Source organism: Roseibium sediminicola, from assembly GCF_023156505.1.
Lineage (GTDB): Bacteria > Pseudomonadota > Alphaproteobacteria > Rhizobiales > Stappiaceae > Roseibium > Roseibium sediminicola.
This window is the reverse complement of record NZ_JALNMJ010000007.1, coordinates 82,689-106,282: the sequence shown is the minus strand read 5'-3', so window position 1 is coordinate 106,282 and position 23,594 is coordinate 82,689. Positions and strand designations below refer to the sequence as shown.

The 23,594-nt window shown below is 63.1% G+C and carries 18 protein-coding genes; 5 read left to right on the top strand and 13 right to left on the bottom strand.

The window, feature by feature from the left end; genetic code table 11:
• The first annotated feature begins 400 nt into the window (after positions 1–400).
• From M0H32_RS12000 to M0H32_RS11985, 4 genes are all read left to right on the top strand, one after another.
• The gene (locus M0H32_RS12000) at positions 401–3,736 is read left to right on the top strand and encodes a transglutaminase family protein (RefSeq protein ID WP_248154214.1); all 3,336 of its coding nucleotides are present in this window, start codon (positions 401–403) and stop codon (positions 3,734–3,736) included.
• Between the two features lie 135 nt (positions 3,737–3,871).
• Entirely contained in the window at positions 3,872–6,277 is a 2,406-nt protein-coding gene (locus tag M0H32_RS11995; protein WP_248154212.1) for a circularly permuted type 2 ATP-grasp protein, read from the top strand.
• 60 nt (positions 6,278–6,337) lie between these two features.
• Positions 6,338–7,213, top strand: a complete 876-nt coding sequence (locus M0H32_RS11990) for a transglutaminase family protein (RefSeq protein WP_248154209.1) — start codon at positions 6,338–6,340, stop codon at positions 7,211–7,213.
• A gap of 135 nt (positions 7,214–7,348) precedes the next feature.
• Positions 7,349–8,791: a serine protease gene (locus M0H32_RS11985; protein WP_248154208.1), complete on the top strand. Its 1,443-nt coding sequence runs from the start codon at positions 7,349–7,351 to the stop codon at positions 8,789–8,791.
• 10 nt (positions 8,792–8,801) lie between these two features.
• On the opposite strand, the gene M0H32_RS11980 is transcribed toward M0H32_RS11985, so the two are convergent.
• The 9 genes from M0H32_RS11980 to M0H32_RS11940 form a co-directional block, all read right to left on the bottom strand.
• The gene (locus tag M0H32_RS11980; protein ID WP_248154206.1) at positions 8,802–9,866 is read right to left on the bottom strand and encodes an ABC transporter ATP-binding protein; all 1,065 of its coding nucleotides are present in this window, start codon (positions 9,864–9,866) and stop codon (positions 8,802–8,804) included.
• A gap of 17 nt (positions 9,867–9,883) precedes the next feature.
• On the bottom strand, positions 9,884–11,173 hold the full coding sequence (locus tag M0H32_RS11975) for an MGH1-like glycoside hydrolase domain-containing protein (RefSeq protein ID WP_248154204.1): 1,290 nt from the start codon (positions 11,171–11,173) through the stop codon (positions 9,884–9,886).
• Positions 11,174–11,217: 44 nt separating this feature from the next.
• Positions 11,218–12,450, bottom strand: a complete 1,233-nt coding sequence (locus M0H32_RS11970; protein ID WP_248154202.1) for a carbohydrate ABC transporter permease — start codon at positions 12,448–12,450, stop codon at positions 11,218–11,220.
• Entirely contained in the window at positions 12,447–13,751 is a 1,305-nt protein-coding gene (locus M0H32_RS11965; RefSeq protein WP_248154199.1) for a carbohydrate ABC transporter permease, read from the bottom strand. The genes M0H32_RS11970 and M0H32_RS11965 overlap by 4 nt, the downstream gene beginning before the upstream one ends.
• 212 nt (positions 13,752–13,963) lie before the next feature.
• Positions 13,964–15,313 carry an ABC transporter substrate-binding protein gene (locus M0H32_RS11960; RefSeq protein WP_248154197.1) on the bottom strand — a complete coding sequence of 450 codons (1,350 nt, stop codon included), beginning with the start codon at positions 15,311–15,313 and terminating at the stop codon, positions 13,964–13,966.
• Position 15,314: 1 nt separating this feature from the next.
• Positions 15,315–16,421 carry a LacI family DNA-binding transcriptional regulator gene (locus M0H32_RS11955; RefSeq protein ID WP_248154195.1) on the bottom strand — a complete coding sequence of 369 codons (1,107 nt, stop codon included), beginning with the start codon at positions 16,419–16,421 and terminating at the stop codon, positions 15,315–15,317.
• Positions 16,422–16,704: 283 nt separating this feature from the next.
• Positions 16,705–17,115 carry a D-ribose pyranase gene (gene rbsD, locus M0H32_RS11950; protein WP_248154193.1) on the bottom strand — a complete coding sequence of 137 codons (411 nt, stop codon included), beginning with the start codon at positions 17,113–17,115 and terminating at the stop codon, positions 16,705–16,707.
• 28 nt (positions 17,116–17,143) lie between these two features.
• Positions 17,144–18,325: a GAK system CofD-like protein gene (locus M0H32_RS11945; protein WP_248154191.1), complete on the bottom strand. Its 1,182-nt coding sequence runs from the start codon at positions 18,323–18,325 to the stop codon at positions 17,144–17,146.
• 42 nt (positions 18,326–18,367) lie between these two features.
• Positions 18,368–19,624: a glycerate kinase type-2 family protein gene (locus tag M0H32_RS11940; protein WP_248154189.1), complete on the bottom strand. Its 1,257-nt coding sequence runs from the start codon at positions 19,622–19,624 to the stop codon at positions 18,368–18,370.
• Between the two features lie 191 nt (positions 19,625–19,815).
• Between M0H32_RS11940 and M0H32_RS11935 the strand changes: the two genes are divergently transcribed.
• On the top strand, positions 19,816–20,205 hold the full coding sequence (locus tag M0H32_RS11935; RefSeq protein WP_248154187.1) for a DUF427 domain-containing protein: 390 nt from the start codon (positions 19,816–19,818) through the stop codon (positions 20,203–20,205).
• A 274-nt stretch (positions 20,206–20,479) separates the two neighbouring features.
• Here the strand turns inward: M0H32_RS11935 and M0H32_RS11930 are convergent, their stop codons facing one another.
• From M0H32_RS11930 to M0H32_RS11915, 4 genes are read right to left on the bottom strand one after another with little or no spacing between them, the layout of a single operon-like run.
• Complete coding sequence (locus tag M0H32_RS11930; protein ID WP_248154185.1) at positions 20,480–20,851, bottom strand: hotdog family protein; 372 nt, start codon at positions 20,849–20,851, stop codon at positions 20,480–20,482.
• Complete coding sequence (locus M0H32_RS11925; RefSeq protein ID WP_248154183.1) at positions 20,848–21,243, bottom strand: MaoC/PaaZ C-terminal domain-containing protein; 396 nt, start codon at positions 21,241–21,243, stop codon at positions 20,848–20,850. The genes M0H32_RS11930 and M0H32_RS11925 overlap by 4 nt, the downstream gene beginning before the upstream one ends.
• Entirely contained in the window at positions 21,240–22,781 is a 1,542-nt protein-coding gene (locus M0H32_RS11920) for an AMP-binding protein (RefSeq protein WP_248154181.1), read from the bottom strand. Before M0H32_RS11920 ends, M0H32_RS11925 begins: the two co-directional genes overlap by 4 nt.
• Before the next feature lie 32 nt (positions 22,782–22,813).
• Complete coding sequence (locus M0H32_RS11915) at positions 22,814–23,587, bottom strand: enoyl-CoA hydratase/isomerase family protein (protein ID WP_248154179.1); 774 nt, start codon at positions 23,585–23,587, stop codon at positions 22,814–22,816.
• Between the last annotated feature and the right edge of the window lie 7 nt (positions 23,588–23,594).

Sequence of the window (23,594 nt, the reverse complement as noted above, 5' to 3'; positions counted from 1 at the left end):
AGTGAAAGCAGCCGCTTACGCACATTTTATTCACCTGAAGCAATCGGATTGCTCCGGCATGGTGCCTTTTCACCGGGCTGCTGCGCATGCGCTGGCCCGGCCTGAGCTGCAAACTGCACGTCCTGTGCATTCCGTTTACGTAAAGCAAGACAATTTCAATGCAAGCTCAAAATACAGCAACAGAGGACACATCAGCAGTATGTGCCCGGCAAGATGGCGAAATGCTTAACAGAACCAGTAGAGCCGGAGCAATTTTACTAAAGTTTTCTTTTATTCCTGCAGGCGCATTGTTGGCAAACCCTGCCAGGGAATTCCGCCCGCAGAAAGACGTGGTGCGGTGTGTCATTTTGTGAAAACCTGAAGCCGCGTGATTGATCGGCAGCGGATCGGGGCCCAGGAAATGTCCATAAGAGCAAGCATTTATCATCTCACTCATTACCGATACGACCGACCGGTCACATTAAGCCCACAGATCATCCGGCTCCGCCCCGCGCCTCACAGCCGAACAAAGGTGCTGTCGCATACCCTGAAAGTGTCGCCGTCCAATCACTTCGTCAATCACCAGCAGGATCCCTACGGAAACTGGTTGGCCCGGTTCGTCTTCCCCGAGCCGGTCCGCGAATTCAAGATCGAGGTCGATCTGGTCGCCGACATGACGGTCTATAACCCCTTCGACTTTTTCGTCGAGGAGCGCGCGGAGACCTGGCCGTTCGATTATCCGCCCGAACTCAACGAAGACCTGCAGATCTACCGGCGCCTGGACCCGACCGGACCGCGCATGACGGCCTTTCTGGAAACGATCCCGAAGGACGAAATGCGCACGGTCGATTTCGTTGTCATGCTGAACGCGCGCGTCTCCCAGGCAGTCGGCTATGTCATTCGCATGGAACCGGGCGTGCAGACGCCCGAGGAAACCTTCGAGAAAGGTACCGGCTCCTGCCGGGACTCCAGCTGGCTTCTCGTCCAGGCCCTCCGGCATCTGGGTTTCGCAGCCCGGTTCGTCTCCGGGTATCTCATCCAGCTGAAGCCGGATCTGGAAGCCCTGGACGGCCCTTCCGGAACAGACCACGACTTTACCGACCTGCATGCCTGGGCAGAGGTCTATCTGCCCGGCGCAGGCTGGATCGGCCTCGACCCGACCTCAGGCCTGCTGACCGGCGAGAGCCATATTCCGCTCGCCGCCACGCCGCATTACACCAATGCCGCACCGATCGTGGGCATGGCCAGCAAGGCGGATGTCGATTTTGCCTTCGACATGAAGGTCGCCCGGGTCGCGGAGCACCCGCGCATCACCAAGCCGTTTTCCGATGACGCCTGGACCGCGCTCAACCGGCTTGGCGACAAGGTCGACCGGATCCTCGCCCAGGAAGACGTCCGCCTGACCATGGGCGGCGAACCGACCTTTGTTTCGATCGACGATTTCGAGGCCCCCGAATGGAACACCGACGCGGTCGGTCCGACCAAGCGCGAACTGGCCGACACCCTGATCCGTCGCCTGCGCGACCGGTTCGCCCCGGGCGGCTTCCTGCATTACGGCCAGGGCAAGTGGTATCCGGGCGAGACCCTGCCGCGCTGGACCTTTTCGCTCTATTGGCGCCGGGACGAAAAGCCGATCTGGCACGACCCGGAGCTGATTGCCGACGAGGGCCAGGACACCGGCGCGGATGCGCCGAAGGCCGAGGCCCTGATGAAGGCCATTGCCGACCGGCTTGAGATCGACCCGGATTATGTGGTTCCGGCTTACGAAGATCCCGCGGTCTGGCTGGTCAAGGAAGCCAATCTCCCGGACAACGTCACGCCGGCCAATTCCAAGCTGGAAGACGCCGAAGCCCGTCATCGCATCGCAAAGGTGTTCGACCGGGGTCTGGCCTCGCCGGCAGGTTATGTGCTGCCGGTTCAGCGTTGGCAGGCAAAAGCCGCCGCCGGCAAGCGCTGGCGCTCCGAACGCTGGAAACTGCGCCGTGACGCGCTCTTCCTTGTGCCCGGCGACAGCCCGGTCGGTTACCGGATCCCGCTGGAATCTCTGCCGCACGTGCCGCCGTCGCAATATCCGTACACGAACATTGCCGATCCAACCGTACCACGCGATCCCCTGCCTGACTTTCCGGCGGGACCGAAACCTGACCGCAAGCAGGATGTCGCCCGTTTCACCGCCAGCGAGGCCCAGCAGGACCGGCGCGAACAAAGCCTGCCGGAGGACGAATTCGGCGAAGGCGCGGTTCGCACCGCCCTGTCCACCGAGCCGCGCGACGGACGCCTGTGTGTGTTCATGCCGCCAGTTGAGCGGCTCGAGGATTACCTGGAGCTGGTTTCCGTGGCCGAAAGCGCCGCCGCCGACCTCGGCCTGCCGGTGCATATCGAGGGTTACCCGCCACCAACCGACCCGCGCCTGAATGTCATCCGGGTGGCTCCGGATCCGGGCGTGATCGAGGTCAACATCCATCCGGCCGAAAGCTGGAAGGACTGCGTCGACATCACCGAAGGCGTCTATGAAGACGCCCGGCAGTCGCGCCTCGGCGCAGACAAGTTCATGATCGACGGCAAGCACACCGGCACCGGCGGCGGCAATCATGTGGTGGTCGGCGGAGCAACGCCGCTCGACAGCCCGTTCCTGCGGCGCCCGGATCTCCTGCGCAGCCTGATCCTGCACTGGCAGCGCCACCCGAGCCTGTCCTACCTGTTCTCCGGCCTTTTCATCGGCCCGACCTCCCAGGCGCCGAGGGTCGACGAGGCTCGCCACGACGGGCTTTATGAGCTTGAGGTCGCCCTCGCCCAGATCCACCGGCCACAGGAAGGCCCCGCGCCGTTCCCGTGGCTGGTCGACCGGCTCCTGCGCAATCTGCTGGTGGATGTCACCGGCAACACCCACCGGGCCGAGATCTGCATCGACAAGCTCTATTCGCCTGACGGTCCGACCGGGCGCCTGGGCCTGGTCGAGTTCCGCGGTTTCGAGATGCCGCCCGATCCGCGCATGAGCCTTGCCCAGCAGCTGCTCCTGCGCGCGCTGATCGCCCGGCTGTGGCAGCATCCGCTGTCCGGTAACCTCACCCGCTGGGGCACGGCGCTCCACGACCGCTTCATGCTGCCGCATTATGTCTGGACCGATTTTCTCGATGTCTTGCGGGATCTGGAGCATCATGGCTTCCAGATGAGGCCGGACTGGTTCGAGGCACAGGCCGAGTTCCGCTTTCCGTTCTGCGGCGAACTGGAAATCGACGGGGTCCATCTGGAGCTGCGCCAGGCGCTGGAGCCCTGGCATGTTCTGGGCGAGACCGGCGCCATCGGCGGCACGGTGCGCTACACCGACAGCTCCACCGAGCGCCTGCAGGTCAAGCTCACCTGCAGCGATCCGGAACGCTACACCGTCACCTGCAACCGCCGTATGATGCCCTTGCAGAAAACCGAAACCAACGGTGTCTCCGTGGCCGGGGTGCGCTACAAGGCCTGGCAGCCGGCCATGGCTCTGCATCCGGTCCACCCGGTCGACGCGCCGCTGACCTTCGACATCTTCGACCGCTGGAGCGGCCGGGCGCTTGGCGGCTGCGTCTATCACGTTGCTCATCCAGGCGGGCGCAACTACGACACCTTCCCGGTCAACGGCAACGAGGCGGAGGCGCGGCGCCTGGCCCGCTTCGAGCCGCATGGCCACAATCCGGGTCTCTATATGCCGGGCCTGGAACGGCCCCATCCGGAGTTCCCGTTGACCCTGGACTTGCGCAGACCGCAGAATGTCTGACGATCCTGAAGCATCGCGCGTTTAATCGAATGCAAACAAGATGCTCTATGGTAATGCGTGAGATAAGGTCCGAATGCCCGGCCGGAGATGGTCGGGCATTTGCCACCGACGAACGCACCGCCTGGAAACTGATGCATGAGCCTGGATGAAGACACAGAAAAAGGGGCACTCGATTACAGCCTTTTGAAGGCCTATAGCCCTTTTCCGGGTGTCTCCGACGAGCTCCTGTATCCGGACGGCCGCGTCCGCCCGGTATGGCGGCCCTTTCTCGATCACCTGTCGAAGCTGTCTGCGGACGAGGTCACGGAACGCTTTGCGCGCGGCAACCAGTATCTGAACGATGCCGGCGTCTATTTCCGCCAGTATGGCCAGGACGGCGCCAATGAGCGGGAATGGCCGCTCAGCCACATTCCGGTGATCATCAGCCAGGAAGACTGGCAGGTGATTTCGGACGGGTTAACCCAGCGAGCCGAACTTCTGGAGAAGGTGGTCGCCGATCTTTATGGCCCGAACCGTCTCGTCTCCGAGCGCTACCTGCCTGCCGGCCTGATTGCGCAGAGCCCGGAGTGGCAGCGCCCGCTGGTGGGCATTGAACCGAAATCCGGTCACTTCCTGCATTTTCTGACCTTTGAGATCGGCCGCGGACCGGATGGCACCTGGTGGGTGCTGTCCGACCGTGCCCAGGCTCCCTCCGGCGCAGGTTTTGCCCTGGAAAACCGGGTGGCCACCGGCCGCGTCTTCAACGAATTCTTCGCCAAGGCCAACGTGCACCGCCTGGCAGGCTTTTTCCGCCGCTTCCGCGACCACCTTTTGGAGCTGCGCGCGGAACCCGATAGCCGTGTGTCCATCCTGACACCGGGACCGCTGAACGACACCTATTTCGAACATGCCTATATCGCCCGCTATCTCGGCTTCATGCTGCTGGAGGGCGAGGATCTGACGGTCGAGAACGGCAAGCTGATGGTGCGCACCGTCGCCGGACCGAAACCGGTCAGCGTATTGTGGCGGCGGCTGGACGCAGCCTGGACCGATCCGGTCGAGTTGAACGAGACGTCGCAGATCGGCACGCCCGGGCTGGTGCAGGCGGTGCGCGGCGGCACCGTCTCCATGGTCAATGCGCTCGGCACCGGCATTCTGGAAACGCGGGCGCTGCTGGCGTTCCTGCCGCGGATTTCAGAATTCCTGCTCGGCGAGCCCCTGAAGCTGCCCAACGTCGCCACCTGGTGGTGCGGCGAAGCCTCTACGCGCGATTATGTGAAACAGCATGCCGGTACCATGATGTTCAGCCCGGCGCTGAGCACGGCGCTGCCCTTCGCCTCGGCCCAGACCGATTTTATCGGTAAGGATTTTGACAAGCTGAACCAGGGCATCCTGGACAGCTGGATCGACACCGAAGCCGGCAACCTGGTCGGCCAGGAAGCCGTCACCCTGTCGACGACACCGGCCTATCATGACGGCCAGTTGCTGCCGCGGCCGATGAGTCTCAGGGTGTTTCTGGCGCGCACATCCCAGGGCTGGGAGGTCATGGCCGGCGGCTTTGCCCGGATCGGCCGCACGGAAGACGCCAGCGCGATTGCCATGCAGTCGGGCGGATCGGCTGCCGATGTCTGGATTGTCGGCGGTCAGAAGCCGGTCAAGGAAACGCTGCTGCACCAAACGGAATCGCCGTTTTTCAAGACCCAGAGCGGCGCCCTACCCTCGCGCGCCGCCGACAACCTGTTCTGGCTCGGCCGGTATGTCGAACGGGCCGAGGGCGCCGTGCGGTTGCTGCGCGCCTACCACGCAAGGCTCCTGGAAACGGCGGATCCCGAAGCCCCGCTGGCGGCCCAGACGGGGGAGTTCCTGGACAAGATCGGCGTCGCGCCGAGCGATCCTATTCCGGAAGGCCTCTGCGACATGCTGCAATCGGCCGTTGCCAGCGCCGCCAAGGTGCGCGACCGCTTCTCCGTCGACGGCTGGCTCGCCCTGAACGACCTTGCCCAGACCGCCAATGGCGCCCGGCGCACCATGCGCGAAAGCGCCGATGTGACCCGCGCCATGGGCCTTCTCCTGCGCAAGATCACCGGCTTTTCCGGCCTGGTGCATGAAAACATGTACCGCTTCACCGGATGGCGCTTCCTCAGCATCGGCCGGGCGCTCGAGCGTGCTCACCGCATGGCTGATCTGCTCGCCGAATTCACCGTCGAGGACGCACCGGAAGGGTCATTGGAACTGCTGCTGGAGGTTGGCGACAGCGCCATGTCGATGAGCCGCCGCTACGCGGTGTCGCTCAGCCATTCCACGGTGCTGGATCTTCTGGCCATGGACACAAAGAACCCGCGCGCGGTGCTCTATCAGCTCACCGACATGAAAGACCATGTCAGCGCTCTGCCCGGCGCGGCGGAACACGGTCACCTGTCGGAGCTTGCCCGCTCCGTGCTGCAGATCCATACCAGCCTGGCAATCTCAACCCCCGACACCTTGAGCCCGGAAAAGCTCGGCGAACTCAGAGACCAGATCGCCTATCTCTCCGTGGAACTGACCAGTGCCTATATCCGCTGATCCCAAGGCCGCACCGTCAGTGCGCGCCGGATCCTGGAAACCACAGGTAACGAGACCATTGTGCTTTACGACCTGAACCTCGAAATCAGCTACAAATATGCCAGTCCGGCCAATGCGGGCCTCCATGCCCTGCGGCTGATGCCGGCCACAATTTCGGGTGAACAGCGATTGCTTGCCGGCCAGATCCACCTGCAGCCGGGGCCGTCGGAACGGCATGACCGCGTCGATTTTTTCGGCAACGCGGTCACCGATGTCGCCTATCGCAAGCCCCATAGCGAGCTTACCTTCAAGCTGAAGGCGCGGGTCGACCGGACCGCAATGCCAGAGGAACTGGACATTTCTCCGCCCTTGCGACAACTGGCGAAGGAGCTTTCCGGCGTCCAGTCCCTGGCGCCGAAGGAACCGGTCCATTTCCTCGCCCCCTCGCCCCGGTTGCCGCTCGACCCGGCATTCGCGGTCTATGCCGAGGAGCATGTGTCGCCGGACATGAGCACGCTTGCAGCCGTCGAGGCGATCGGAAAGGCCCTCAATGCGGATCTCAAATTCGACGCCGACGCGACGACAGTGGACACGCCGGCGCTGGAAGCCTTCGAGCGCCGTCACGGGGTCTGTCAGGATTTTTCCCACATCATGATTGCCTGCCTGCGCAGTCTCGGCATTCCGGCGGGCTATATCAGCGGTTTCCTGCGCACGATCCCGCCCAAGGGTCAGCCGCGCCTGGAGGGCGCCGACGCCATGCATGCCTGGGTCCGGGCCTGGTGCGGCATTGAGGTCGGCTGGATCGAATACGACCCGACCAACGCCTTGCGGGTTGGCCAGGACCATGTGGTCGTGGCCCGCGGCCGCGATTATGGCGACGTTGCCCCGGTCAAGGGTGTGCTGCGCACCGCAGGCGGCCAGACGACCAGCCACAAGGTGGATGTCATTCCGCTTTGACCAGGGCCTGCCCTGGTGCGCGGCGTTTCCCACCGGTCTTATTCAGAGATATCCCCCACGGACCTGTCCCGTCCTGTTCCCTAGCGCCCGGTTTTGTTAAACTGTAGTGCGCGACCACGGGTGCGGGAGCTGGTGATGCGTTCAGTCCTTATTGCGATCCTTTTATTATGTGTCTCGGCCGGCGCAAGCCAGGCGGATTACAGGAGCTCGAAGACCTGGTTCAACGAGATGAGCTACCAGGAACGCATCCGCACGCAGTTCCTCCTGGTCTTTACCGGCGACTACGCTTCGATCGTCGACGGCGCCTTCGGCAAGCTGACCTACAACGCGCTGACCTCCTTTCAGGAGCACCGGGAGTATACGCCCGACGGCGTCCTCGATGCCGCCGAAATGCTCGTCCTGCAACGCGACGGCCTGGACCTGGTCAAACGGGTCGGCTTCGAGACCAAGAACGATGCCTCGACCGGGATCACGCTCGGCGTGCCTGTAAAACTGTTCGAGGAACCCGGCCCGAGCAAACGCGGGCAACGCTGGCAGGCCTACGACAACAGCATTGAGCTGGAAACGCTCAGCGTTGCCAGTAGCGAAACGGCCTACAAGGATCTCTACAAGCGTCTGACGCGAAACGGTCGTGACAGGAAAGTCGACACCAAACTGCTCCGCAACGACTATTTTGCCGTCTCCGGCACGCAGGACGGCCGCGACTTCTATGTCAGGATCATGAAAACCTCCGGCGACAGCCGCGGCTTTTCCCTGTCCTGGGATCCGAAACACGCTGTTTTCATGGACCGTGTCGCCGTGGCGATGTCCAACAGCCTGCGGTTTTACGAAGGCGGCCCGGACACGGGCAAGCTGGACGCGATGACATCCGCGCCCGATCTGAATTCAGGGGGAAGAGACCCGGAAAAAGCGGTGCGTATCACCGGCAAGTCGGACCGCGGCCGCAAGATGCCGGCGGGATCCTCCTCCGGGTCCGGTTATCTGGTCACGGCAGCCGGCCACATCGGCACCAACGCCCATGTGGTCAGCGAGTGCAGTTTCCTGGAAGTCGCCGGCCATGGCACGGCCAGCCTGGTGCAGGCGGATCTGGTCAATGATCTCGCCATCATTCAGCTGGACAACAAACATGCCGAGCATTTTGCGCAGTTTAGAGCCGAGCAGCCGATCGTGCGCGGCGAGGAAGTCTTTGTCCTCGGCTATCCCTTCGCGCAGCTTCTCGACAACAATCTGAACTTCACTTACGGCATCGTCTCGTCACTGGCGGGCGTCAGGGGCGACATACGCCATTTCATGGTGTCCGCCCCGGTTCAGCCCGGCAATTCCGGCGGGCCGGTGCTTGATCGGACCGGCGCCGTGATCGGCACCGTTGTCTCGCGGCTGGACAAGTTCAAGACATTGCAGGTGGCCGGCGACCTGCCGGAAAACATCAACTTCGCCATTCGCGGCCGGCTGATGTCCACCTTCATGGAAAGCCTCGGCCTCGCGCCCGCCTACAACACGATCACCCGCCTCAAGAGCCCGACCGTGATCGACGAGGAAGCCGCCCTCTACACGGTCCAGATCCTGTGCAAGAATTGAGATCGGCCGGTTAGAGCGACCTGACCGCCCGCCCCTCCACATCAAAGAAATGCATGCGGGATTCATCGAACTTCAGACCGATTCGCGCCCCTTCCTCGACAGTTTCCGCCCCGCTGATCCGCACGAGAACCGTTTCCAACCCGTCCAGAGCCACATAGAGAAACGTGTCGGCGCCGAGATATTCGGCGACTTCCACCGTCCCGGTGCAATGGCCTTCGCCTACACCGACCACCTGCATGTGCTCCGGGCGAAAGCCGAGCTTTACCGGTGCCTGTGTGGCGCTCGCATGCGGATAGTGCCCGCCGCCATGGCCCTGCAGGGAGAACCGGTCGCCATCGACCGAACAGGGCAGCACATTCATCTTGGGCGAGCCGATGAACTGGGCGACGAACAGATTGTCCGGCCGCTCATAAAGCTCGCGCGGTGAGCCGACCTGCTCGATGGTGCCGCCCTGCAGGACCACGATCTTGTCGGCCAGCGTCATCGCTTCGACCTGGTCATGGGTCACATAGATCATCGTCGTGCCGAGGCTCTTGTGGAGGCGGGCCACCTCGAACCGCATTTCGACGCGCAGGGCCGCGTCCAGGTTCGACAGCGGTTCGTCGAACAGGAAGGCACTCGGCTCGCGCACGATCGCGCGGCCGATGGCAACCCGCTGGCGCTGACCGCCGGAGAGGGCCTTGGGCCGCCGGTCGAGATAATCGTCAAGCTTCAGCACTTCGGCGGCGGCATTGACCTTCCGGTCGATTTCCGCCTTGGGCACACCGGCCGTCTTCAGCCCGAAGCCGACATTTTCGCGCACAGACATATGCGGATAAAGCGCATAGGACTGGAACACCATGGAGAGCCCACGGCCGGACGGCGGCAGGGCCGTGACATCCTTGCCGTCGATGTCGATCGTGCCCCGGCTGGTTTCCTCAAGGCCTGAAATCAGGCGTAGCAGCGTCGACTTTCCGCAGCCGGACGGGCCGACGAAAATCACGAATTCGCCGTCCTTGATGTCGAGGTCGATGCCCTTGATAACCTGCAGATTGCCGAACCACTTTTCGACCTTGTTGAGCTGGATCGCTCCCATCGCTTGCTCTCCTACTCTTAAGCCGCCTGCCGGGCATGTGAGGGCGAGGCCCAGGTGAGCCAGATCGCGGCCGTCCAGGAAAAGGACCCGCCTCCGGCGCCGGCGCCCGTTTCCGGGCTGAAATATTCCGCGAACCCGCTGGCCTCGATGAGGCTCGCCGTGTCCCGGCGCAACCGGTCCGCGCGGACCGTGTCGCCTGCCTCGCGGAAACCCTTGGCGATCATGAAATTGATCATCGCCCAGACCGGTCCGCGCCAGTAGCGCAGCGGCTCGTAGCAGCGGTGATCCGGATCGTAGGACGGCATCATGTAGCGGACCCTCGCGGCGATCCGATCAAAATGGGCCTGGAGCGGTTTGAGCGTCGCGGCGTCCGTCAGGCCGGCATAGAGCGCCAGGAAGGACGCGCTGGAAATGCCGTCGGTCATCTTGCCGGAGCGCTCGTCGATGGCGACATGGGCCTGTAGATCCGGGTTCCAAAGGGTCTTCGCGCCCGCCTCCATAAGGGCAATCCAGCCACGGATCTCGTTGGCCTCTTCGGTCCGGTCCAGCTTTTCAGCCAAAGACAGAAGGTCCCTGTTGGCGCGCAGGAAGATGAAGGTCACGCCCGGATCAGCAACGAAGAACGGGCAGGTCTCAGCCACCTTTGCCGGATCCCAGCCGGCCTTGCGGCAGGCAGCGACGATGCTGAGATACCGGTCATAGTCTTCCTTGTGCGGCCGCATGGCCGGATCGACATGCGAGGTGTCCTTGCGCTCGTAAGGCGCGATGTCCTTGACCTCGACCGCCCGGAGCGCGTCGTCCCAATCCGGCAGGTTGTCCCGGCCGGATTCCCAGGGATGGATCACCGCGATCACGCCGAGCCCCTTCGGGTCCCGGTAATTCAGATACCAGCGGTGCCAGGCCATCAGGCCGGGCAACAGCGCGGACGCACGTTCCAGGGCCTTGCCCGTGCGGTCATTCTCCACCAGATCGAGGATCACCGAGGCGGCGACCGGCGGCTGGGAATGACCGGAGCTCGGGATCGGCCCGCCATCCGTTCCCCAGACACCCGGCCCCGGGAAGTAGCTCGGGTCGTCCTTACGGAACAGGATATGCGGCACCATGCCGTCGCGCCATTGGCCCTCAAACAGCATCTCGATCTCGCGCCAGGCGCGGTCCTGGTCGAACTCGGCGAATCCCAGCGCGACAAAGACGGAATCCCAGTTCCACTGGTAAGGATAAAGCCCCTTGGTCGGGATGGTGTACCCGCCCTGGTCGTTGTCCGTCAGGATGGTCTTGGCTTTTTGATCCAGGTCCGTGTGCGACACAGCTAACTCCTTGGGCTCCCTTGACGAGCCCGTTTCTTGAACACTCACCCCTTGACGCTGCCGGCCGTCAGGCCCTGCACAAGGAAACGTTCGAACCACAGGAAGATGACAAGGACGGGCACGGTCGCAATCACCGCGCCCGCCATGAGGTGCTGACGCGGCACCTCGGAGGAATTGAGAGAAACGACACCGCGCGACAGCGTGAAGATGTCCGGATCGTCCAGGAACATGAAGGCGAACAGGAACTCGTTCCAGGCGATCATGAAGACATAGAGCGAGACGGAGGCGAGCGCCGGCAGCGACAGCGGCAACGTGATCTTCAGGATCACGCCGATCCGCGACAGCCCGTCCATCAGCCCGGCCTCTTCCAGTTCCGACGGCAGCCCGCGGAAATAGCCCTGCAGCATGTAAAGCGCGACAGGAATGGTGGTCGCCGGATAGACGATCAGGAGCCCGGTGAGCGTGTTGCGCAGCCCGAGCTGGGAGAAAACCGCATAGAGCGGGATCACCAGCACGATTGCCGGCACCATGTAGATCAACAGCACCGAACGGGCCAGAAACGCCTGCCCCGGAAAGCGCAGCCTGGAGACCGCGTAGGCACCGGGCACGGAGAACAGCAGTGTCAGGACGACGGTCGCGATGGAAACGAAGGCAGAGACCATCAGGTAGCGGCCGAAATTGAACTGGGTGAACAGCTCCACATAGGAGCGGAACAGGCCGTCGATCCCCTGACTGACATCGATGGACAGATCAAGCGGGTTGGCGAGCAGCGCCTGCTGGCTCTTCAGCGAGGTCATCACCATCACGTAGAACGGCAGGGCCACGATGATGGTGAAAACGACAAAGCCGATGCCCTTGGCAATGCGGATATAGATGACCTCGCGCTCATAGCGGCTCATCTGCCCAAGGCGGGCTCCGGACAGGGTGACCCGGTTTGCGGCGGTCACACCGGCGACAAAGGCAATCAGGCCGAGCCCCTGCCACACCGGCGTGGTGCCAAGCGGCAGACCGAAGGGCGCGGCGAAAGAGGCGGTCATCAGCACCAGAAACAGGATGGCGGCAGAGAGGGCCCAGGCCGGAAGACCTCCACCAGCTCCAGATGATCGCCACCAGACGAAAGCCAAGGCGCTAACAAGACCGGCAAGCCCGGCGACGGTTGCCTGCGGCAGGGCGACTTCACCCGTGATCAGGGTGAGGGTCACCGCGATCACCACCATGGCTGTGACGCCCCAGATCAGGCCGGTGAGCGCGGCGAGGATGACACTGCCGGGTCTCATAGCCCTTCCTCCTTCGGCGAGAAGCGGATGAACAGGGTGGCGAAAGTGACCAGCACCACGAAGACGACGACGGCAACGGCCGCGCCCGCACCAAGATTGGACAGCGCGAAGCCCTGTTCATAAACATCGACGGTCAGCGTGCGCGTGCCCGCATTGCCGCCGGTCAGCAGGAAAATGTCGTCGAACTTGTTGAAGGTCCAGATGAAGCGCAGCAGGAACAGCACCGACAGGATGCCCATCAGCTGCGGCAGCGACAGGTACCAGAATTGCTGCAGCGGCGTCGCGCCATCCATTTCGGCGGCCTCATACATGTCCGTGTTGATCGACTGCATGCGAGCGAGAATGAACAGGAAGGACAGCGGGAAATAACGCCAGGCCTCGAAGGCGATCACGGTGGTCAGCGCCAGCGGAAATTCCATCGGAATGCCCAGGAAAGAGAATTCGATGGCGCGTTGACCGAAGAAATTGATCGGATCGGCGACGACCCCCATCTTGGTCAGCAACGCGTTCAGGGTTCCGGAAAACGGGTCGAACAGCACCACCCAGGTGAAGGCGACCGCAATCACCGGCGAGACATAGGGAAACAGGAACAGGCCGCGCAGGACGCCGCGTCCCGGGAACACCGTGTTGAGCAGCTGGGCCGCGAAGAGGCCCAGCACCAGCGCGCCGCCGGTTCCAAAGATCGTATAGTAGAACGTTACCCGCAGAACGGACCAGAACTCGTCGGCGCTGAAGATCCTGCGAAAATTTTCCAGAGTGAAATCGAAATTGGTGAGGATGTTGTTGGCCTCGCCGGCGATCTGCGGCTCGCTTTGCCGCTCAGGCCGGTCTGCGTCCAGAAAGACCTGGGTCACCGTACCCTCTAGCTGCAGCCGGTCCCGCCAGCCGGGTGCGACCGTACCGAGGGTACAGGTCAGTTTGCCGCCGTCCACTGAACAGGGCTCCGGCACCTCGGCAATGTCGAAACCCGCCGGGATTTCGTCGCTCAAGACAACATTGCGGATCTCTTCGTCTTGCGAAGAGTTGCGCAGGCGGTATTCCAGTGTGGCGCTGTCACCGACAGCTTCAGGACCGCCGCGCACCCGCTCGTTCACCAGCACGGTTGGTGGTCTCAGGTCGGCGAGCTGCACCGGTTTCACGCTGATCCAGAAATTGGCCAGGAGCGGTCCGGCGACGATCATCAGGATGATGGCGAAGGTCGGTGCCAGCATGAGATAGGCCAGCCACATTTCCCGCCGCTGCATGGGGCCGATGCCCTTGGGCGGGCCGGCGGAAGCGCTGTCGTGAGTGTCTGTGGTCATTGTCCCGGCCAAGTGTCTGGAGCGTGAACGTCAGGTCGGTCCAGGCGTCCCCGGTGCAGATGCGTCCCGGCTGACACCTTCCCCGATCTCCCGCGCCAGGCGCGGGAAGTCTCGTCTTGAAGGACCGGGCACCTCGGGCGGGCGCCCGGTCCTGTGCTGGGATGGTGAGCAATACCCCGCCTCTCGAATGGGTCCAGAGAGGCGGAATTAGATTACTGGATCTTGGCCAGTTCCTCGTTGAGCTTGGCAACGGTTGCCGCAGCGTCCCGCTCGCCGTCGATATATTCGCGGACATAGCGGTTGATGACCTGGCTGTTGATCATCTTGGAAGCGAGCGACAGCTGGCCTTCCTTGACGCCCCAGCGGCTGGCGGTGTCGAGACCGGAGACGATCGTGCTGATGGTCTCGGCGTCATAAAGGTCCGTCAGCGGTGCCTTGCGGTCGACCCCGACCGGCAACTTCGCCCAGCCGTCGACAAATTCCGTGGCGTTGTCGGACGTGCCGCGCCGGATCGGAAACTTGCCTTCCGGTGCAATGGAGAGCGTCGACATATAGCCGTCATCCATCGAGAACTCGACGAACTGCATGGCGGCTTCCGTGTCCGCATCGTTGGTGATGCCGAAATAGCGGATGTCGGCCCAGGCGGCTCCGTCCGGATTGGACGGACCCTTCAGCGTGGTCACGACGCCGGTCTTGGAGGCCAGTTCGGTCGAGGTCGGATCGTCGGTGATGGTCGGCGGAGCGCTGTCGCGCAAGCCGGCCAGCTCGTCGAGAATGAACGGCGACCAGATGATCATCGCCGCCTTGCCGGCGAAATAAAGCTCGCGCGACTGTTTCCAGAAAAGGTCACCCGGGGGCGAGGCCTCCGCAATCGCCTTGTAGAATTCCAGCGCCTCGATGGTTTTCTTTTCATCGAGGGCACTGAAGCCGTCGCCATTGACCGGGCTGACGCCATTGGCCAGGAACACATGTTCCAGAACCTGGCTCATGAAGTTCTCGTCGATCTTGGTCGCGGCGACAAAGCCGAACATTTCTGGCGGATTGTGCAGTTTTTCAACCGCCGCCAGGATCGCCTCGTAGCTGTCGGGCGCGGCCAGGCCGTTTTCCTCGAACAGGTCCTTGCGGTAGACCACCATCTGGGTCCAGCCGTCCACCGGCACGGAGGCGACGCCATCCTCGACGGCGGCCATGGCGACCGCGCCCGGCGCAAACGTGCTGGCGCCGAGGTTTTCAAGCACTTCAGTCGCCGCTTCCGTGTCCAGAATGCCGGCTTCCGCCCAGGGCAGCGCGTATTGCAGCGTGTGATAGATCACGTCCGGCAGGTCGCCGGCGGCAAAAGCCGCGGTCGTCCGGGTACCCAGATCGGATTCCGAAACCGGAATGACCTCGACCTCGATGCCGGTCTTGTCCTTGAAGGCCGCAGCCATTTCTTCCTGCTTGGCCAGCCGCTCCGGCTGTTCTTCCGTTGTCCAGAACCGAAGCGTGTCCGCCTGTACCGCCGTCAGGCCAAGCGCAAGCACGCCTGCCATGGTCGAGGCCAGGAATGTCGTCCTCCCAAACATCTCATACTCCCTTACTGCCAGAATGTGGCTGTTGCTTCAGCCGGTCCCGGAGCGCTTCGGAGAGCGCGGCCGGTGTCATGCTCGGCGCGCCATCGGAGGCACGCCGGATCAGGGTCGCCTGTGCGAGCGCCTGCAAACTTTTGGGATCCTTGCCGTCGAGCACGTCGATCAGCATGCGGGCGACCCGTCCGCCTGCGTCCTGCGCGCTTTGCGAAAACGTGGTCAGCGGCGGATCGAGATATTCGCCGACCGGCAGGCCGTCATAGCCGATCACGGTGACGTCGGAGCCGACCTTCAGGCCGAATTTGCGGCAGAACTGGACCGCGCCGATGGCCAGCGCGTCGGTGACGCATAAGAGCGCGGTCGGCGGCTCGGACAAGGACAGAAGTGCCTTTGCACCGGCAAACCCGCCCTTCTCGCCGACATCCTGAAGGCTTTCGAGCTCTGGATCATGTGCGAGCCCGAGGGCCTCGAGACCTTGCCGGTAGCCGTTCCGGCGCTGCAGGGCGAAATTCAGGTCCAGCGTTCCGCCGATCAGGCCGATGCGCTCATGGCCGAGGCTGTAGAGATGCCGGACACCGTCCGCAAAAGCGCTTTCGTTGTCGATGTCGAACCAGGCATATCCGGACGGGTCGCGGGTCCGGCCGTGCGCAACGAACGGAAACCCCTGTTCCAGGAGATGGGCAATCCGCGGATCGTCGACTTCGGTGCGCGTGACAATGAAGCCATCCACCTTGCGCCGCGCCATCAGGCGTTGCAGCGTCTCGATCATGTGCGTGCGCGAATGGGCCGTGGTCACCAGAAGGTCCAGCCCCAGCTCGTCGAGCGCGCGGGCGATGCCGTCGATGAATTCGGACAGGAACGGGTCCGCGCCGCTGCCATGGCCGACCGGAATGACGATGCCGAGCGTATCCTGGCGGCCGCGCTTCAGGTTCCTGGCAGTCGCCGACGGTTGATACCCGAGATCCTGAACCGCCTTCAGGATACGCTTGCGGGTGCCTTCGGAGATGTCGGTGTAATTGTTGAGGACGCGGGACACCGTTCCCTTGGCCACGCCGACATGGCGGGCGACATCGTCAATCGTGACGGAACCGCGTAAGCGCGACATCAATCCTCCCCGGAGCCTCCCGGCTCGATTCCCGCCGTCTTTCCGTTTTACGGCAACGCTTCATTTTGTTGGATTTAGTCTTACAAAACCGATTTTGTAAGTCAACAAAATCGGTTTTGTTGCCGCGCGATAAATATTTTGCAGAGCGGGAAGACACTGTCTTTGCAACAAAACACAGCCCCGCGGCGGTTTCGACACGCACTCAGAAACGAACCGCCACCGGCTTCACGCAGGAAACCGGTGGCGGCTGTCATACGGCTTGTGGATTTTTGCCCTTGGGCGATCAGAAGGTGACGCCGGACACCAGAATCAGATTGGCGTAAGGCGTACACTCGCCTGTGCGGATCACTGCTCGGGCCCGCCCGCACTGCGCCTTGAAACCCTCGTGCGGCACGCGGACATGTTCGATCGGCTTGCCCGTTTCGGCCGCCCAATGCGCCAGCCTCACTTCAATCTCGGTGGTCAGCTCCGGTGACGCTTCGTCGGCAAAGATCGCCTGTTCGATGATCAGTTCGTCGACCAGCGCGTCGAGGACATCGAACAGGCCCGGCATGCCCGGGCTGACCGCCAGATCGATAACACCGACATTCGGTGGCACCGGCAGCCCGGCATCGGCCAGCACGATCTCGTCCCCATGCCCGAGCGAGGCCACGAGCTTGCTCAGATGCCGGTTCAACAACCTGGTTCGTTTCATGGCCTCATCCCTTTCATTGGCGCACCGGTCATGTCAGTGACACCAGCGCCTCGCACAACGGCACCGGATCATAATAGGGCGCGGACACCTTGCTGACGAGATCGAGTCGCAAGACGGCAATACCGCGTGCACTGATTTCAAGCGTCTCTTCTTCCGGAACGCTCCGATCGACAATCACGCAAGTGAGCAGCTTGTGCGCCGGGCAATCCGGTCCGGCATCTTTCAACAGATAGGTCAGCAACGTGTGCACCTTGTCCGCCAGGCTCATGTCGCCGGTTTCCGGATCCCAGCCAATGCTCGGCACATAGACCTTCGGCACCGTGCGTCTGGCGATGGCCTTGCCAACGCCCTCGGGCAGCAGGTTGGCGACCAGGCTGGTATAGAAACTGCCCGGCGCATAACAGATCAGGTCGGCCGAGCCGATCAGAGACCGGTTCCGGTCCGGAAAGACGGAGTGAGCCGGATCCTTGCCCTTCAGCCCGCGATTGAGGAAGAAGTCCCTGATCGGCGAGACGAGTGGCGGATGCTCCTTGCCGGTCAGAAAATGCTGGCCGATCACAACGTCGCCATTGGCGAGTTCCGCGCCAAGATGCAGATTGTCGTCCGTCACGGCGCGCACGGTGCCCTGCACGCCGACAAGCTTGGAGACCAGAAAGATGATCGGCTCGAGCTGCTGGTTCTGGTTGAGATAGCCGCCGGCGAGGATCAGGTTGCCGATGCTGGCGCCGCGCAGATCGAAACTCTTGGGACGGGCGGCATGAAACATGCCGAGCTGGTTCTGGATCAGCGTGCGCATCGGCTGTTCGATCGCCCCGACCAGCGGATGGGTGCCCGCGATCATGGCCTCGAGCTCACCCGCGAGATCCGCCTGCGCCGCCGATTTGGAAAACCGGTGCGTGAACAGCCGGAACACTTCCGGATGGCCGAGCACGGTTTCATCGGCCAGTGCCATCAGCCGGCTCCGGAGATCGCCGATGGCCGGCATGTTGAACGCCAGCCGCAGTCCCTGGGAGCTGCCGCCGCTGTCGAACGGCGTCACCAGATGAATGGAATTGTGCGTGTAGCGCTTGAGGTGCTGGGCAACGCCGTTGGCCGCCGAACCGCCGCTAAAAAACAGCAGCCGCGGCCCGAGTTTCGGATTGGACAAGAACCGTTCGATCCGGAACGGATCCGGCATGCGCACGGCGCGGGTGATGGTGAATTCAGTCAAGTCCAGATCCTGTTCCGTCCATCCGGCTTACGAAGCCTAACCCTATTCGATCCAGATGGCGCGGAAATCATTGACATTCGTTAGTGTCGGTCCTGTGACCACCTGATCGCCGATGTCGGCAAAAAAACCGTGGGCGTCATTGTTGCCGAGGGCGTCCCGCATGACCCGTCCCGCCTTTGCGGCACGCGCAGGTGTCTCGGGACCGATCACCGCACCGGCCACTTCGGCAGCGCCATCGACACCGTCCGTATCGCAGGCAATGGCATGGATTCCCGGCGCGCCATTCAGCGCGGCGGCGAGCGCCAGCGCGTATTCGGCATTGGGGCCGCCGACACCGTCCCCGCGACGGGTCACGGTCAATTCGCCGCCGGAGAGCAGCAACAGCGGTTGGCTGTCCGCCTGGCGTTCCGCCTGCTTTTTCAGCGCCAGTGCCGCATGTTCGGCGGCAACTTCGCGGGCTTCGCCTTCAAGCGCATCGCCCAGGATCTCGACCTCGCAACCACGTTCTTCCGCCAGGGCTTTTGCCGCCTCCAAGGACTGGGACGGGGCGGCAAAAACCGTATTGGTCACGCGGGAGAGTTTTTCGTCCGCCGGATCGAGCACGCCGGTTGGTCCATTCAGCACGGCCTCCACCGACGCCGGCACATCGATCTTCCAACGCGTCAGGATCGCTTTCACGTCCTCGGCCGAACTGGCATCGCCGACCGTCGGACCGGAACCGATCTCCGCCGGATCGTCGCCCGGCACATCCGAGAGCAGCAGCGCCAGCATCGTCGCCGGATAGGCGGCGGCGGCAAGCTGACCGCCCTTGACCCGGCTCAGGTGTTTGCGCACCACGTTCATCTGGCCAATCGGCGCACCGGAGGCGAGCAGGGCCTGGTTGACCGCCTGCTTCTCCACCAGCGTGATCTCGCCTGCGGGCGCGGTCAGCAGCGCGGAAGCGCCGCCGGAAATCAGCGCCAGTATGAAGGTTTCTTCGCCAAGTCCACCAACCAGATCGAGCAGCCGTCGCGTGGCCTCAAGCCCGGCGGCATCCGGCACCGGATGCGCCGCCTCGACAATCTCGATGCTCTGGCAGGGCCGGCCATAGCCGTAGCGGGTAATCACAAGGCCGTCACAAGGCCCCCAGACGGCCTCGACCGCCTCCGCCATCCGGGCGGACGCCTTGCCGGCGCCGATCACCACGACTCGGCCCGCCGGTTTTTCCGGCAGATAAGCAGCCAGGCTTTTCATCGGATCGGCCACTTCGACCGCCCGCTGGAACAGTTGCCTCAAAAAGTCCTGAACCTTGTCAGCCATCCGGCCCGCCTCTCCCGCGAATATCACTGCAGTGTTTTGAGCGCAGAACCGGCCGTCTTTTCAAGGTCAAAACGCGGCAATTCCGATCCGTGCGCATCGAAATCGCCGGAAACACTTCGCTTGCGACTTGAAAGTTTTTTGCGTTTCCGGCCCATCGACCACACATGAAGGGGAAGAAACGGGAGGACCTGATGACACTGCAAACGACACCCGCCCTGGAGGGGGCGATCCGCAATCCGGACAATCCGGACCATCTGATGGTCATCCGCGACGTGCCGCGCCGCATCCGTGTCTACGACGGCGCAGCCCTCATCGCGGACAGCAAACATGCGCTGCGGGTCTTGGAAATCGGCAAGTCCTTCTACGATCCGGTGCTCTATATCCCGGAAGCGGATCTGAAGACCCGGCTCGGTCATGTCGACCGCACCACTTTCTGCCCGATCAAGGGCGAAGCCAGCTATGTGTCCCACGAAGCCGAGGAAATCGGCTGGGTCTACCGGTCGCCGATCGCCATGGCCAACCGGTTGAAAGGTCACTATGCCTTCTGGTCGGCAAAGGTGCGTGTGGTGGAAGGGGAATAGCCTATCGGCTCATACCAACCTCAATAGATAGGAACCCATCTGATGGCGCTGATCCGGTTTGTCCGGCAAGGCGCGTTGCACAGGACGGCCTGGTTGGCCGTTCAAGCGGCGCAACGCTGTCCGGCGGGCCGGTGCAGGCCACCGAAGGCGGTGTTTGGGGACTGTTCAGCGGCGTCCCAGGTTTTGAACGATAATCCATATCGCCCTGCAACCTGCTCCTTGCCGAACAGTCCCCAAACACAGTCAGATCGGTTCCTATCTATTGAGGTTGGTATCAGCCCTTGCCGACATCCTCGACATAGACCAGGGCCCGGCCCTGGCAAATGCGGGTGCCGTCGGCGGCAACACAGAGCGTTTCCAGATCGACCAGATGTTTCTCCGGCCGCAGCCTTGTGATCGTCACGGACGCGGTCAGCGGTTCGCCCACCGGGGCCGGCGCCAGGAATTCCAGGCTCTGCTTCAGGTAATTTGTGCCCCGGCCCGGCAGCTCGACACCGAGCAGATAGGAAAACAGCCCGCCGATCAGGGGCCCCGGAACGGAAACCGGAACGGCCGCGCCGTCGCCGGCCAGAGCCGCGAAGTCGCGCATGTCCTGATCCGTATAACTGCGTGTCAGCTCGGCGCGTTGTCCAAGGTCCAGGCTCATGCGCGCGCTCCCAGTTTGCAGCTTCCCGACAGGGTGACGGCACCGTCGGCGCTGCGACTGACCTCGATTTCGATCCGTCCGTTTTCCTCTTCGCTTTCCCGAAAGGAGAAAGTCAGCTCCTCATCCGCATAGGACGGGTTCGGAAACATCAGCGTCTGCACCTCGTGGCTACGGCCTGGAAACAGCGCCTCCAGATGGGCGAACACGCGGGTATAGAGCAGCATGCCGTGGGACACGGTTCGGCCGAAACGCGTGCGCGCGGAGAACTCGGGATCGACATGGATCGGATTGTCATCGCCGGAAAGTCTGGCGAAGGCATCGAAATCCGCCTGCCGCGGGACCCAGGTGAATGTCGCGCTCAGGGGCGCGTCTGCGGCAAGACTCATGGTCATGCGTCCTCCGGTGTCTTGTCGGATTGAAACCTGTCTTTCAGAATATTCTTCCGCACCTTGCCGGCGGCGGTGCGCGGCATGTCGTCGACAACGGCAAAACTCTTCGGGATCTTGTAGGGCGCCAGGTGGGTACGGCACCAGGCGGGCAGAGCAGCCGTATCGACCTCCATCCCCGGACGTGCGATCACGAAGGCCGCGCCGACTTCGCCCCATTTCTCGTCGGCAACGCCGATGACCACCGCCTCCAGGATCGCCGGATGGCTGACCAGCACTTTTTCGACCTCGGCCGGATAAACGTTCTCGCCACCGGAAATGTACATGTCCTTGATCCGGTCGACGATGTAGTAATAGCCGTCCTCGTCGCGGCGGCCGATATCCCCCGACTTCAGCCAGCCATCGACCGTGAAGGTGGCGATGGTCGCTTCCGGATTGTCCATGTAGCCGGGCGTGATGTTGGGTCCGCGGAACTGAAGCTCGCCTTCTCCCGGGCCTTCGACAATCCCGCCATCGGTGTCGATCAGCCTCACATCCGTCATCAGTTGCGGCTTGCCGACCGAGCCGATCTTGCCGGCCGCGTTGGCCTTGTCCATCAGAAACACGGTCGGCCCCGTTTCGGTCATGCCCATGCCATTGCAGATCGTGACGCCCCGCCCCTGGAATTCGGTCAGGAGATGCTTGGGCACGGGCGCGCCGCCGCAGCCGAGCGAGCGGACGGCGTCGAACCGGGTCGCACCGATCCCGGGCGACAGGGACAGCGCCTGGTAAATTGCCGGAACACCGAAAAAACAGGTCACTTCGCCAGCGTCGATCAGCCCGAGAACCGTGTCGGGATCGAACTTGCGCAGGACGGTCGAGGAACCGCCATTCAAGAAGATCGGTAGCGTGGGAAGATTGATCCCGGCGGTGTGAAACAGCGGCAGGAAATTGACGCCCTTCTCACCGGTCGAAAGACCGGCCGCCTGGCCGTAATTGATCATGTTGGCATAGGCCATGCCGGCGGTCTGGATGACCGCCTTGGGCAGGCCGGTGGTGCCGGACGTATAGAGCAGGTACCAGGGCGCATGAGCCTTGATGCGGCCGCAGCCGATGGCGGCCGGGCTGGCGGCGGCCAGCAAGGGATCCAAAGCGCTGGTCTGACCTTGCGCGGCGCCAAACGGCAGCAGCTCGACACCTGTTTGCGCGGCCAGCTGCCGCGCGGTCTCGGCAAAACCGTCATCGTGAAACAGCAGCCTGGCGCCGGAAACCTCCAGGATGGGTGTCAGCTCGGCCGCGGGCTGGCGCCAGTTGAGCGGCACCAGCAGGATACCGGTCTTCTGGGCGGCGAACAGCAGCACGAAGAAGTCGGGATGATTGAGGCACAGCACCGCCATGCGGTCGCCGCGCGACAGGCCGCGGCCAAGCAGCAGATTGCCCAGCCGGCTGGCGCGGTCATTGATCTCGCCGAAGGAAAACCGCCTGCCCGTCTCCTGATCGGCAAAGGCAAGCGCCTCCGGGGTCAGCTCGGCCCGCTTGGCGGCCATATCTGTCAGAAAATCCATGTGTCCTCCCAAACACCTGGCGCGCGTTTCCCTCAGGCGCGCTGTTTGGTAAAGTCCTTCATGCCTTCCAGTGTGCCCTGACGGCCGATCAGGTCGAGAAAGCGTGTTTTTTCCTGGTCAAGCCGCCTGCGCACCGCCTCGCGCCGCAGGTCGTCCCAGATGTTCTGGCGAGTTGCCTGATGGGTCTGGGCAAAGCCCTTGCCCAGATCCGCGACCCAGCCGTCGATCATGCCGCGGAGTTCACCCGCTGGCCCCCTTCCGGCGGCAAGCCCCATCTCCACCGCCTCGGCAGCTCCGATACGGGTGTTGCGGTACTGGATTGCCAGGGCGCGCGCGGTGCCGATCCGGTCGGGCAAAAGCGCCGTCCAGCCGCCGTCGGGCCCGAACCCGACTTCGCTGTAATAGGGCTGCACAAAGGCATTGTCCGCGATGGCGACCATGTCGGCGGCCAGCATCAGGCCCGTCGAACCGCCTGTGACCGGACCGTTGATCGCGGCCATGACCGGTGCCGGAAAGGCAAGCAGATCCAGGATCGCGTCATGCAGCCCCCCGACCAGAAGATCCGCATAGGCCCTGAGCTCGATCTGCGAACGGGCATGATCCAGGAACCCTCCAAGATCGCCACCGGTCGAAAAACTGTTGCCGCGGCCCGAAAGCACCAGTGCCGCCGGATCCTTTTCCGCTGCTTCCGCAAGTGCCGTGCGCAGATCGAAGATCAGTGCCGGGATCAGTGCGTTGTGCCGGTCGGGCCGGCTCAGCCACAGCCAGACGGCCCCTTCCCGGTACTCGGTCTCGACGAAACTCATCCAGCTC